This is a genomic window from Microbacterium sp. GCM10027623 (genome assembly GCF_042666935.1).
Lineage (GTDB): Bacteria > Actinomycetota > Actinomycetes > Actinomycetales > Microbacteriaceae > Microbacterium.
This window is the reverse complement of the sequence record NZ_JBHTHE010000001.1, coordinates 1,232,384-1,245,654: the sequence shown is the minus strand read 5'-3', so window position 1 is coordinate 1,245,654 and position 13,271 is coordinate 1,232,384. Positions and strand designations below refer to the sequence as shown.

The following is a 13,271-nucleotide window of genomic DNA, read 5'->3' as shown; positions in this document are numbered from 1 at the left end:
AGACCGCCGGGTCAGGCGGGGCTCAGCGCGACGGCGTCCAGCCGCCCATCGACCATCTCGAGGGTCCGGTCGCAGTGCCCCAGCATGTCGCGGTCGTGGGTGACCATGACCACGGCCACGCCGGACTGATGGGCTCGCTGCGCGAGCAGCTCCACCACCTCGTGGCTGCGGCGACGATCCAGTGCGGCGGTGGGCTCGTCGACCAGCAGGAGCGACGGGTCGTTCACCAGAGCACGCGCGATGCCCACGCGCTGACGCTCGCCCCCGGAGAGCTCCCCCGGGCGGTGCTTGGCGCGGTGGTCCATGCCCACGGATGCCAGCAGAGCGGCCGGGTCGACCCGACGGTTGCCCGCCAGTCGCCCCGCCAGCCGGAGCTGGTCTCCCGCGGTGAGCGCGGGGAGCAGGTTGCCCGACTGGAAGACGAAGCCGATGTTGCGCAGCCGGAATCGGGTGGTGGCCCGGTTGGACAGCCCGGCGACGTCCGTGCCGTGCACGCGGACGGTCGTCCAGGCGGTGAAGAACGCGCCGACCACCAGCGCACAGATCGCGTAGAGGAAGACCTGGATCATCGACAGCGTGAGCGTCTCGGCCTCATAGCCCGGCGAGGCGTTGAACGACTCGGTGAGGGACATCGTGGTCGTTCCGCCCTTCGAATCGATCGCCGCGTAGTCAGGTTCGGCCCCGTCGTCCGCCCGCAGCGCGACGACGCTGGAATAGGAGAAGTCCGCCGCCTCCACCTGCTCTGCGGTGGGAGCTCCGGCCGCCGCCTCGCCCGACGCGAGAAGCTGCCAGGTACCGATCGGGAGGTAGGCGATGTCGACGTGACCGAAGGTGGCCTGGCCCTCGGTGAAGCCGATCACCGTGAGCTCGACATCCAGCCGATCGAGGGTGATGACGGTGCCGATCTCGACACCCTCGTCGCGCAGCGGCTCCGACACGATGATGCCGTCGGGAGCGCCCAGCCGTTCACCGCTGGAGACCGAGGGCGAAAGGAACCCGCCCGGATCGACGCCGAAGAGCGTCAAGTCGATCTGCTCGTCGCCGTCCGTGACGCCGTTCACGATGTTGACGCCCATCGGCTCGGCGTCGGCGATGCCGTCCGCATCCGCCCAGACGGCCAGCTGATCCTCATCGACGACGGAGCGACTGAACGCGTTGTCCGTCATGGTGCCCTCGTCGAAGGCGAATGCCGTGGCCGGCATCGTCTTCAAGCCGGAGACGCCGTCGTTGACGAGGCCCGAGGAGAGACCGGACAGCAGCACGACCAGCACGGAGATGAGGGCTATGACGACACCCATCAGCGCGAATCTGCCGCGGGCGAATCGGAGTTCGCGCAACGCGAGGAACATGAGAGACCTTCGGATTCGGAGATTTTGCCGACACAGTGTCGGCAACCTTGAACACTGTTCCACGGCCTTCGGGACACGCAAAATCGAGGGCCCGGAACGTCGGGGTCGACGACGGTCCGCGCGGGTGACGTCATCGACGCCGTGCCCGACGGATCAGTCGAAGAGGCCGCGTGTGAGCAGGCGATAGACCTGGTCCGCGGCGACGCGATGATCGACTCCGTGCGTGACCAGCTGGACGCCGGCGCCCAGCACCCCCTGCGCGAGCGTCGCCGTGGTCATCGCGTCCTCGACTCCGAAGTCGGACAGGACGCGGAGGACCGGGCGCATCAGCACCTCGTGGAGCGCCATGAGATCGTCGAGTCTGCTCGGGCTGAGATCGGCCTCACGCAGGGCCCCCGCGATCGCATGTCGACCCTCCGCCGTCATCGCCATGGTCGCATCGACGAATGCCCGCAGCTCGGCCAGCCCGGGTTCGACCTCCGACAGAACTGCTTCGATCTCGGCATCCCACCGCTCGATCGCCGCGATCGCAATGGCGACGAGAAGGTCGTCCCTGGTCGCGAAGTAGTCATAGAAACTGGAGCGCGCGAGACCCGCACGCTCGCACACCGTGCGAGGAGAGACCCCCGCGAGCCCCGACTCCAGCAGCACCGATTCTCCCGCGCTCAGCAGCGCCGCGCGCTGAGCGACGCGATGCTCAGCGACGGTTGGAGCGGAGATCTTGGGCATGCCGCCATTATCCTCGGTGCACGACGGTGATGTCCGGATGCGGCGCCCGCCGGGGGCGCCGCATCCGCAAGACCGGTCCGGGGATCAGCGCCAGACCGTGGCCAGCAGGATGTTCACTACGGTCAGGCCGCCGATCGCGGGAAGGATCCATGCCGCGATCGTCTCGCGCTTGCGGTTGACGAGGACCAGGACGATGATCGCGATGAGCACGACGAGCTTAACGGAGATCTTCACGTTGTTGACCTCGTGACCGAGCGGGTACTGCAGGCCGACCAGCAGCACGCCGGTGATCAGCATGGTCCAGGCGGAGTGCATCATCGCGGGGATGATCCGTGCCGCGCCGGAGCGCATGGCGCCGGCCTGATACATCACACCGCCGAGCAGTCCGGCGACGCCGATGATGTGCAGGGCCAGGATCACGTTCTTGAGAATCTCCATGCCCGAATCTTACCGACATTCTGTCGGCAAACTACCACGCTCGACCCGGGCAGCGACCTCCAGCGATAACTACCCGTCGACTCGGGCGCGGCGGGAAGCGACGCCGCCGGGCTCAACCTCCGAGCGCGCCCGTGGCCCTGCGTTCGCCGTGAATCGGCCAGGCGTGGGGAGTGGACCAATTCATCCTCGCGGACAGCCGCGACGCCGCCGCGTCGACGCGCGCAAGCACCTCCTGCTCGTCGATCAGCGTGCATCGCCCATCTCGTAGGACCACCCTGCCCCCGATGACGACGGTGTCCACTGCGGAGGACTGGGTCGCGTATACGAGGGTGCGCACGGGGTCGTAAAGGGGATGCATCGCGGCTCTCCTGGACGAGTGGATGACGAGGTCGGCCTTCTTCCCCACCTCGATCGAACCGAGGTCGTCCTGCACTCCGAGGGCCCGAGCGCCGTTGATCGTGGCCATCTCAACCGCCTGCTCAGCAGTCACCGAGCGCTCGCCCAGCGACGATTCACGGTGGATCGTGGCGGCCAGATACATCTGCTTGCCCACGTCCAGGAAGTCGGAGTAGTTGCCGGAGTCGGATCCGAGTGCGATGTTGACGCCGCGGGACAGCGCCGTGGGAACGAGGCCGGTGGTCGAAACGCCCATCCCCCACCGGAGGGATGCGGACGGACAGTGCACCAAGCTCGTGCCCGACTCGGCGAGGAGCTCGATCTCGGCGGGGCTGTTCCGGATGAGATGGACCAGATGCAGGTCCGGGCCGAGGATCCCGAGCGCATTCAGGTGAGCGACGGCGGAGGCGCCCCCGGCCCTGCGACGGAAGTCCTCGGTGTCGCTGTGCCCGAAGGATTGATGCATGTACATGACGGCACCGTGCGACACCGCCAGCTCCTTCGCTCGTCGGAGCAGGTCATCGCTCGCAGTCCCCATCCCCGCGAGCCCGACTCCCGCCCAGGTCAGCCGGTCCTCCCGGTAGGGGAAGCGCTCCAGCAGGGACGCCAGTGCGTCGACGCACTGGTTCGTGCCCCCTGTCGCGACGGAGTCGTCAGGGGGCAGATCCCATACGGTCTCCGAGACGATCCCGCGGATGCCGACGGCGTGCGCCGCTCTCGCCTGGATCTCCGCCGAGAACCGTCCGCTCATGTCGCTGAAACAAGTGCTGCCCGCCTGCAGCATCTCGATGCATGCCAGCTGAGCGGAGAGCTCGGCGTCCTCCTCCGTCATCAGCTTCCAGTACGGCAGCCAGTGGTCGTGCTCCCGATGCTCGGGCCAGGTGTCGGGCAGGACCGAGCGGCCCAGATGCTGCGACAAGTGGACGTGAGCCTCGATGAACCCCGGCGTGATCAGCCCGCCCTCAGCATCGATCACCTCCGCTGCGTGACCGAATTCCCGCACGATCGACTCCGAGTCCCCGACGGCGAGGATCCTTCCGCCGGCGATCGCGACGGCGCCTGCCGCGTAGACCTTCCGCGCCCCGTCGACGGTGACGAGGGCGCCGTTATGCACCAGCAGGTCGACGGCGGTCAATGATGCATCCACGATCGGGGCTCTCTCCTCACGCCGCGTTCCGGCTGCGGCATCCATCACTTCTCCACCTGCAGCGACGCGGTGAACGCGTATCTGTCCCCGCGGTAGATCGCACTGGTGTGCTCGACCGCCTTTTGGTCTGCACCCCAGATCACACGGTCGACGATGAGCGCGGGACTCCCCGTGGGGACACGGAGGAGTGCCGATTCATCCGCGTCGGTGAGCCTCGTCTCGATGCGCTGACGGCCGCCTGCCAGGCTGAGCCCGAAATGCGATCGCAGTGCGTCGTAGAGCGATTCGCGCTGCAGGTCCTGAAGTTTCGCACCAGGTACGACATCCACGGGAATCGACACCCACTCGATCGCGATGGGAAGGTCGTCGGCCAGGCGCAATCGACCCAGGTTCCAAACCTCCAGCTCCGGCGGAATCCCCAGCTTAGCGGCAAGGTCCTCCCCCGCGACGCGCTTGCCACCGCCGAGGTTGATCGTGGACGGCGACATGCCCAGCTGCTTGATGTCCTCCGTGAACGACGTGATACGCAGCTTGTGATCGAGCTTGCGCACACTGGCGAAGGTGCCTGCACCCTGCCGCCGCTCGACCTCGCCGTTCCGCTCCAGCACGGACAGCGCCTGACGGATGGTCATCCTGGCCATCGCGAACTCCGCGGCGAGGCTTCGCTCCGGCGGCAGTGCGCTGCCTGGCGGCAGCTGCCGGATCAGTTTCCGCAGCTGGTCGACCAGCCAGTCGTGCTTCGTCTGCGTTGTTCCGGCTGGGTCGTTCTCCGCGCCTACCATGGTGATCACTTGTCTAGTCCAATTTTTCTGTGGTTTCAAGTGCGGACCCGATGGCGCACAGCGAGCGGGGTCAGGGCACTCAGAAATGATAGGAGACGCTCCACGACACCGATTCCCCCGCTGCGAGTGACCGGTCGTGGTGCGGTTCCCAGGAGAAGGTGCGGTCGTTGCCCCAGATCGGCAGCAGCGTCGGCGAGAAGTCCATGTCGGCCGCGACGAGACCCAGGAGAGGATGCCGCTGGATCACGGTCAGACCTCGCCCGGACTGATGCGAGAGCGCCGCATACTCTCCCTCCGCGGGGACAGCGCCCCTCCGGCAGATGAAGCCGTTCGTCGACGACTCGAAGACGCGGCCTTCAGGTACCGACACCGGAGTGGAGAAGCGGACCAGTTCGGCCGAGCGAGGATAGGGGAAGAACGGATGCGGGAACCAGCTGAAGGCGAACTGGTCATCGCTCAGGTTCGAAACCGTGGTCGAGGAGACGACGGTGCGCCCCACGAGCGAGACCGCTCGCCGGATCCGGACCTCGATGTGCTCGAGGCGATGCAACACCGTGCAGACGATCGCGTGACCGCTCTGTGTCTCTACGCTCCAGTCGTCGAAGCAGAGCACGCTCGAGAGGTCCCGGGTGCACAGGCCGACGCCCAAGACGAGCACCGACGGATCGTCCACCCGCTGAGGATGCAGAGGACTCGCCGCGAAGGAGTCGGGGATGCCCTGGCCATTGAACCAGTCGAAGGCCTCCGGATAGGTCGGACCCGACATCAGGGGTCCGAGCTCGGGGTCCTCGATCTGGAAGATGTATCCGGCTGCGCAGTACCGGGTGCCAAGCAGATGCCGGTCGCGGTTCGCGTCGAGCACCGTCACCACCAGTTCGCCGTTCGCGAGCTCGATCACCTGCCACCTCCCTCAGGCGCGGTCCGCGCCAACCGTGCGACATCCGCGTCCGACAGCGCGGCATCGTGCCAGCCTGCGTCCGAGAGTCCGTGGCTGGACCGCGAGGCCGACCGCCCGGCACGGATCTCGCCCCCGATGTCTCCAGCGCGAGTCGCGACGAGCACACCATCGACGAACAGACGGAGAACGTGTCCGGCTCGCACCGCGGCGATGTGACGCCGTCCGACGGCGAGATCCCTGCCCGACGTCGCTACCGTGCCCACCGACAGCGCATACACGGCTCCGAGCCGCGAGTCGGCCCCCGAGTCCTGGTACGAGCTCGTGCAGTTCCCCGTTGAGACGAACAGCTTGCCCTCGTGCTCGACCATGCTCGTCGCGCGGCCCCACTCGCGCATCGCCTGGTCGGGTGCGGGGCTCTCGTCGTCCGATTCCATCTCCTGCCGTGACCGCCATCCGCTGTCGCCGACGCCGACGGCTCGCCATCCCGCCGGCGAGTGCAGTCGGCGCACGGTCTCCCATCGCTCGGCGCCCCGGTATCGGGAGACCTCCGCATATGGGAGCGACCCGGCGTACAGCGATCCGTTGTACATCTGCAGTGCATTGATCTCGGTGGCCTCATGCGGCGCGCCCAGACTGCGCCACCGTCCCGTCGCGCGGTCGCGGAGATCCACGTAGCCGAAGGGCCAGGATCCGACGGCGAGGTCCCCGTCCATGCGCACGAACGAATGGAGCTGACTGGCCTCGTCCACCTCCGCGCGCGGATTGCCCTCGTCCCGCCACTCCTGGCCGTCGAACGACCACAGTCGTCCCGGATCCAGGGTCCCCGCCCACAGCCGGCCATCGTACGAATGCAGTGGATGGGCGTTCGCCGGCAGCCGTTTCGACACCGACCAGTCCTGACCCCCCTCGTAGACGTGCACGCTGTCGTCGTCGCCGGAGGCATAGAGCCGACCGCCGAAGGACGCCAGTGCGGTGATCCGCCTGCACTGCCCGGGTTGGCCGCAATCGACCCATTCCCCCGCGGGCGTCAGACGATACACGTGGACGAACGACAGCGGAAGGTCCTGCACGACGGTCCAGTCGTACGTCCATGGAGCCACGAACAGCTCATCGTCATGCACCAGCATGGGGCCGATCCCATGGGCGTCCACTCCCGGTGGACGCCCCAGACTCTCCCAGCGGTCTCCCCCGAGATGCCGATGCACCTGCGCACGCCCGGCCTCGGCGCGGGAATCCGTCGTCGCCGCGAACAGCGCGCCGTCGAAGACGGTGAGCGAGTTGCTGACGTAGCGCGACTCGGGATCAGGCGTGCCGCAGTCCTCCCATGCGGGAGGCGCCCCGTCGTCGATGCCGAAGCTCACCCGGACCGCGGAGCCCTGGGCGGAGTACCCGCCTCCTCCGGAGAGGAGTGAGAGGGTCACGCCGCGACGCGTCCCGCGGTCGAAGCAGCTCAGCAGGGTGCTGTGCAGACCCTCTTCCCGCTCTCCCACATCGATCCACCCCGTGATCGAGAATTCCGCCGGAAGCGCATCCGGTATCGAACGAAGCCATGCAGACACGACACATCCTCACCGGCCTCCGCAGCCGCACACGAGTGCGGGTGCGGGGCCACCTGCCTAGAGATCCAGAACGAGCACATCGGACTGCGCGCGACTGACGCACACCATCATGGATGCGCCGGAATCGCGCTCATCATCGGACAGCACCGTGTCACGGTGCTCGATGACCCCTTCTCGGACCGGCGTCTCGCACGTGCCGCACCATCCGTCCTCGCAGGACGAGGGCACCGAGATGCCGGCGTCGCGCATGGTCTTCAGGATGCTCTGTCCCACGGGCACGGTGAGCGAGCGCTGCTGCCCGGCCAGCTCGACGACGAACTCCTGATCCGCGGACCCGCGCGGGCGGCTCGGAGGGGACTGGAACGCCTCGATGCGCAGGTCCAGCGGCTTGTCGACGCGCGAGACCTCCTCCCGCAGAGCTTCGAGCAGGCCGGACGGTCCGCACGCGAAGATGGCCGTGCCGGGCTCGGCGTCGCGGACGATCGCGTGAACGTCGATCCGCGGATCGCGCGAGGTCTCGACGACCCTCGCTCCCGGGAGGGCGGCGACGGAGGATACGAACGCCATCGACTCGCGGGACCGCCCCGTGTAGATCAGATCGAACTCCTGACGTCTCCTGGTCAGCGCGGTGACCATGGGCAGCAGAGGAGTGATCCCGATCCCTCCCGCGATGAAGACGTACTTCTTGGCGAGCGACAGCCTGAACCTGTTGCGGATCGCTGTGACGGAGAACGACGCGCCCACGCGGGCCAGTTGATGGAACTCCTCCGACCCGCCGGTGCCGTCGGGTTCGCGGAGCACCGCTATGCGATAGGTGTGCCGATCCTCTGTCTTCCCGCACAGCGAATAATGCCTGACCCGGCCTGAGGGCAGCAGCAGCTCGACATGCGTTCCCGGCGTCCAGGCAGGCAGCCGCGACCCGTCCGCCGCCGCGAATTCGACCACCAGGATCCTCTCGGTCTCCTGCACCACACTGGTGACCCGGAGCGCCAGGTCCACCCTGTTGGGTGGCGTGCCGTCGTATATGACGCCGTCCTCGATCCGCAGCGGATAGCTCCTCAGCCGCACGGCGGATCCCTCCGCGAGGTGCTTCCCGTCTACGAGGTCGAACTCCCAGCCATGCCACGGGCACCGCAGCACCTCCTGGTCCCGCCCGTACCGGTACTCATAGACCTTCGAGGTGAGCAGCGTGCCGCCGACGACCCCCCGACACACCGGAGCGGCGGCATGGGGGCACACATCCCGCCAGGCGACGATGTCCTCGCCTACACGGAACAGGCCGATCGGGACGTCGCCGACCGTCAGGTGCAGCGCGCCCTCGCCCTGTTCCGGCACCTCTACGACCTTCGCAAGCGCGACATCGCTCATTCCACGGCCCTTCCTGCCGCCGGCCGGTCCGAGAACACCGGGGCCCTGTTCGAGTGCGGCGGCAGGGAGACCTGCTTGGGCTTCCGGTGCAGTCCGTACAGGTCCATGGCGGTGCCCCCCATGATTCGGCTGCGCACGGCGGGGTCTATGTGCGTGAACACGACGTCCGGGTTGTCGAAGTCCCAGTGCGGATAGTCGGAGGAATACATCAGCGTCCGACCTGCATCGATCATCTCCAGGATCTGGGCGAGATGCTCCGGATTGTCCGGCTCCTCGATCGGCTGAGAGGTGAGACGGACATGATCGAGTATGTACTCCGACGGCAGGCGCTTGAGCCACGGCGTCGTGTGCCGAAGCGCCTTGTAGTTCTTGTCCATGCGCCACATGAGATGGGGCAGCCACGCGACTCCGCCCTCGATCGCGACGAACCTCAGCGAGGGATACGTCTCGAAGACCCCCTCGGTCACCAGACTGTTGATCTGGGCCATGTACCCGGTCGGCAAAATGTTGTGCCACTCCATGTACCGGGACGGCCAGCCGACCGGGGTCGGCGGGTGCGAGATTCCGGTGCCCTCGGTGCCCGGGTGCATCGCGAGCGGAAGGCCCACTTCGCTGACGGCTTCGAAGATGGGGCGGTACATCCGGTGCCCGATCGGGCGACTCGTCGCACCGGCGATGATGACCTGGGCGAAGTCCGCCAGACCGGCGCACCGGCGGATCTCCGCAGCGGCGTTGGGCGGATCGTCCGCGTTCACGAGGATGGATCCACGGAACCGCTCGGACACCGGCAGCCAGGTCTCCATCGTGCAGTCGTTGTACGCCGTGGCGATGGCGTTCATGTAGTCGGGATCGGATGCCAGGGGGATCTGCTCGGGGCCGGTGAGGATGACGTAATCGATCCCGTAGTGGTCCAGGTGGCTGCTCAACAGGTAGTACGGGTCACTCCCCGGTTCGCCGCCGTTAGGCGGCAGCACGTCCTTGCGCATCACGCCGCCGGGGTTCTCGTAGTTCGTTCCCGCAACCATTCCCATGGTGGTCCAGCGTTCTCGCCAGATGCGGGGCAGATACGAGCTGACGTCGGGCATCGCGTTATGGACGTCCGTGTCGATCCTGAGCGCGACGGGAGCCGCCGCCTCGCTGGCTGCTGAATTCATTGCATTGCTCCTTTCGATGCGAACGGTCGTTGACCGCGGATTGCGTGTCGAGTGCTCATCGTGCCTGCGACTACTTGATGCCACCGGCGCCGACGCCCTCACGGACCTGACGGGAGAGGACCACATATGCCAGGGTGAGCGGCAGCGTGGAGATCGTGAGTCCGGCGAACAGCAGACCCCAGTTCGTCGAGTACTCCCCCGTGAAGCTCGCCAGCCCCAGGGGGAGCGTGCGGAGGTCGGGGTCGAAGATGAACATGAGAGGGAAGAAGAAGTCGTTCCACACCGCGATCGTCGTGAAGATCGCGACGATGCCCACGGCCGGCTTGATCTGCGGCACGAGCACGCTGAGCAGCAGCCGGAGGTCACCTGCCCCGTCGATGCGCGCCGCATCCTCGAACTCCTTCGGCACCGCCCGCATGAAGCTGCTCATGATGAGGATCGCGAAGGGCAGCCGGATCGCGGTGTAGACGAGGATGAGTCCCAGATGGCTGTCCAGCAGGCCCAGCTCCTTCATCAGCACGAACATCTCCACGGACCCGAGCCTCACCGGGATCATGAGCCCGATCAGGAAGAAGCCGAGGACGGGGGTGACCCACCACACGCTGAGTCGGCTGAGCGGGAACGACGCCAGCGCCGCCAGCACGATCGTGAGCAGCACGGCGCCGACCGCGACCACCACGCTGTTGAACGTGTAGACGTCGAAGTTGGCACGCACCCACGCCTCAGTGAAGTTGCCGAAGTCCCAGGACTCGGGCAGTGCGAGCGGATTGCGGTAGATCTCCTGCGTCGTCTTGAAGCAGGAGACGATCATGATGTACACCGGGATGGCGATGATCACGGTCCACGCGGCCAGGAGCAGGTTGGCAGGAAATCGCAGAGCGCTGCGTCTCATCGTCTACCCTTCCACCAGAGCTGAGCGCCGGTTGAAGTACCGGAGCGAGAGCAGGGACACGAGCACGAGGAACAGGAACAGGAGCGTGCCCAGTGCGAGCGCCAGTCCCACATCGTTGATCCCGACCGAGCCGGTCGCGCCGAACGCGAGCCGGTAGAAGAGGGTCACGAGCGTGTCCGTCGCCCCGTTGGGACCGGCCTGTCCTCCCTGCATGATGTACACGAGGTCGAACTGGCTGAAGCTGTTGATGAACGTCAGGATCGTGAGGGTGCTGACCGACGGTATGAGCAGCGGGACGGCGACCTGCCACAGGGTTCTCCCGGCGGAGGCACCGTCGAGACGCGCCGCTTCATAGATGCCGGGGTCGATGGCGTGAAGACCTGCCATGAAGATCAGGATGGGAAGCCCGATCCAGTTCCAGATGTCCACCAGGATCAGCACCCACAGCGCCCAGTTCGAGTCCCCGAGCACGGTGACCGGTTCCTGCGAGACGCCCGTCGTGCGCAGCAGCCATTCCAGCGGCCCGCCAGGAGCCAGGAGCAGCTTCCACAGCGCGCCTACCACCACTGGGCTCAGGATGGCAGGGAAGAAGAACCACGCCTGGAAGAACGAGAAGCGCGGACCGCGCAGGAACAGGATGTACGCGAGAACGAGCCCGAGCACGTTCTGAACCAGGAGGATGGCGAAGAACCACATCACGTTGTGGAGCGAGGCGGCCGTGACGAGTTCCAGGTTCCGGCCCTGGAAGAGGCGGAAGAAGTTCTCCAGGCCGGTGAACCCGACGGTCCGGAACCCCTTCCATTCGAAGAGGGACCCCACCAGGGACTTGAGCAGCGGGTAGACGAGGAAGACGGAGTAGACGGCGGCCGCAGGGACCAGGAAGCCCACGTGCGCCCACGTCAGCCGTCGCCGTCGGTCGCCTCTTCGGCCGCCCGCGGAGCGGGCCGCTGCGGTGTTTGCAGCGGCCTGCTCCTGAGGAACCGGAGTCTGTGTGGCCGATTTCATGACATTGTCCTCGGATGGGCTAGAACTTATTCGGCTCGAACCAGGCCTCCACGCCCTGCTGCATGTCCTCCGCAAGCTTCTGCGGCGTGACCTTGCCGACGATCATGTCGATGATCGCGGGCTGCAGGATGGACGACCCGGTCGGGTTGTCCCATCGGTAACCCACCAGGGTCACGTTGGGCATGCTGTGCTCCTGCATCGTCAGCATCTGCTGAACGACGGGCTGGTCGTCACCGATCGCCACGTCGTCGCGCACGGGGAGCCATTCCAGCCGGTCGGAGAACTTCTGGGCGAACTCCTGGGTCGCCATGTAGTTGAGCACCTTGATCGCCGCATCGCGGTTCACCGCGTCCGTCGTGAGTCCGTAAGACCCGTCCACCCAGGAGGACGTGTAGGCCGGCTGACCGGCCTCGTCCGCGGGGAAGGTGAAGACGCTGAACTTCAGATCATCGCCTCCTTGGGAACTGAAGCTGCCGTTCTCATACGACCCCCCCATGAACATCGCGGCCTGTCCGGTGATGAACTGCTGGGTGGACGCGTCGTAGTCGACGCCCTCGAATCCGGGAGAGAAGTACGGCAGCAGGTCCGACATGCGCTGCATCGCGGCGACATAACTGGGGTCGGTCAGCTTCTTCTTGCCCGACATGAGGTCGTTATAGAAGTCGGGGCCTGTGAGCCCCGGCGTGAGGACGTTCAGGGCGACTTCCAGAGCCCAGCCCTGACCATTGGCGCCTCCTGCGGCGATGGGGACGACTCCTGCCTCGAGGAGCTTGTCGCACGCGTCGACGAACTCCTGGTACGTCTGCGGGACCTCGATCTCGTGCTCGGCGAAGATCTCGGTGTTGTAGAAGACGCCGAGGTTCACGGCCGCGTAGGGGACCCCGTACAGCTTTCCGTCATTGAGCCCCTTGACCGCGATCTTGGCGTCGTCCGAGAAGGAGCCGAGCTCCGGAACGAGGTCGTCGAGAGGCTCGAGATACCCGGCGTCGACGAACGGCTGCAGGGCACCGTAGGGATTGAGCTGTGCGATCTCCGGCCCCTTCCCGCCCTGCAGAGCCGTCGACAGCTTGTTCGCGTAGCTGTCGGGGTCGAGCGGATCGAAAGTGACTCGGATGTCGGGATTCTCGGCGTTGAACTCGTCGAAGATCTCTTGCATCGCAGCCTTGTCCTCGGTTCGCCAGCTCCAGATGGTCACCGTTGTGGGTGAGCCGTCCGAGGCGTCGGGAGCCGCAGCCGCGCATCCACCCAGCGACAGCACCATGGCCGCACCCACGCCGAGTGCCACCCCCGCGCGCCTGACTCGCGCAGCGAGACCGCCCGCATTCGCTCCGGTCCGTTCGGGTCTCTCCTCGGCGAAGAGGTCATCGGGATGCTTCATTGCAGTCCTTCGCTTTCTCAGTTGTTGTCGGAGCCACCGCAACGTCGCGCCCGCATCGATTGCTCGCACCTTCGTCGGGTTACGGTCGACGCCGTCTCGGCCTCCGCTTTCCGACATGCTATCTATTGGACTAGACCTCCGCAATCTTTTCGATCCGGAAAGGTCACATTGAAGCG

At 66.4% G+C, this 13,271-nt stretch carries 12 protein-coding genes; all 12 read right to left on the bottom strand.

The genetic code is table 11. The features are described from left to right. Nucleotides 1–11 precede the first annotated feature (11 nt). On the bottom strand, nt 12–1,298 hold the full coding sequence (locus ACFQY2_RS05645; RefSeq protein WP_378744670.1) for an ABC transporter ATP-binding protein: 1,287 nt from the start codon (nt 1,296–1,298) through the stop codon (nt 12–14). 204 nt (nt 1,299–1,502) lie between these two features. Next, nucleotides 1,503–2,078 carry a TetR/AcrR family transcriptional regulator gene (locus ACFQY2_RS05640; protein WP_378744669.1) on the bottom strand — a complete coding sequence of 192 codons (576 nt, stop codon included), beginning with the start codon at nt 2,076–2,078 and terminating at the stop codon, nt 1,503–1,505. 84 nt (nt 2,079–2,162) lie between these two features. After that, nucleotides 2,163–2,516 (bottom strand): hypothetical protein, encoded by a 354-nt coding sequence (locus ACFQY2_RS05635; RefSeq protein WP_378744668.1) that lies wholly within the window; start codon nt 2,514–2,516, stop codon nt 2,163–2,165. A 112-nt stretch (nt 2,517–2,628) separates the two neighbouring features. Continuing rightward, nucleotides 2,629–4,059, bottom strand: coding sequence for an amidohydrolase family protein (locus ACFQY2_RS05630; RefSeq protein ID WP_378744667.1), 1,431 nt, complete (start codon nt 4,057–4,059; stop codon nt 2,629–2,631). Between the two features lie 44 nt (nt 4,060–4,103). Then, entirely contained in the window at nt 4,104–4,841 is a 738-nt protein-coding gene (locus ACFQY2_RS05625; RefSeq protein ID WP_378745036.1) for a GntR family transcriptional regulator, read from the bottom strand. A gap of 79 nt (nt 4,842–4,920) precedes the next feature. Continuing rightward, complete coding sequence (locus ACFQY2_RS05620) at nt 4,921–5,739, bottom strand: hypothetical protein (RefSeq protein ID WP_378744666.1); 819 nt, start codon at nt 5,737–5,739, stop codon at nt 4,921–4,923. Further along, nucleotides 5,736–7,298 carry a hypothetical protein gene (locus ACFQY2_RS05615; protein ID WP_378744665.1) on the bottom strand — a complete coding sequence of 521 codons (1,563 nt, stop codon included), beginning with the start codon at nt 7,296–7,298 and terminating at the stop codon, nt 5,736–5,738. Before ACFQY2_RS05615 ends, ACFQY2_RS05620 begins: the two co-directional genes overlap by 4 nt. Before the next feature lie 57 nt (nt 7,299–7,355). Then, on the bottom strand, nt 7,356–8,666 hold the full coding sequence (locus tag ACFQY2_RS05610; protein WP_378744664.1) for a 2Fe-2S iron-sulfur cluster-binding protein: 1,311 nt from the start codon (nt 8,664–8,666) through the stop codon (nt 7,356–7,358). Next, entirely contained in the window at nt 8,663–9,820 is a 1,158-nt protein-coding gene (locus ACFQY2_RS05605; protein WP_378744663.1) for an amidohydrolase family protein, read from the bottom strand. Before ACFQY2_RS05605 ends, ACFQY2_RS05610 begins: the two co-directional genes overlap by 4 nt. Before the next feature lie 70 nt (nt 9,821–9,890). Continuing rightward, the gene (locus ACFQY2_RS05600) at nt 9,891–10,712 is read right to left on the bottom strand and encodes a carbohydrate ABC transporter permease (protein WP_378744661.1); all 822 of its coding nucleotides are present in this window, start codon (nt 10,710–10,712) and stop codon (nt 9,891–9,893) included. 3 nt (nt 10,713–10,715) lie between these two features. Next, nucleotides 10,716–11,717 carry a carbohydrate ABC transporter permease gene (locus ACFQY2_RS05595; RefSeq protein ID WP_378744660.1) on the bottom strand — a complete coding sequence of 334 codons (1,002 nt, stop codon included), beginning with the start codon at nt 11,715–11,717 and terminating at the stop codon, nt 10,716–10,718. A 19-nt stretch (nt 11,718–11,736) separates the two neighbouring features. Then, nucleotides 11,737–13,002, bottom strand: coding sequence for an ABC transporter substrate-binding protein (locus ACFQY2_RS05590; RefSeq protein ID WP_378744659.1), 1,266 nt, complete (start codon nt 13,000–13,002; stop codon nt 11,737–11,739). Between the last annotated feature and the right edge of the window lie 269 nt (nt 13,003–13,271).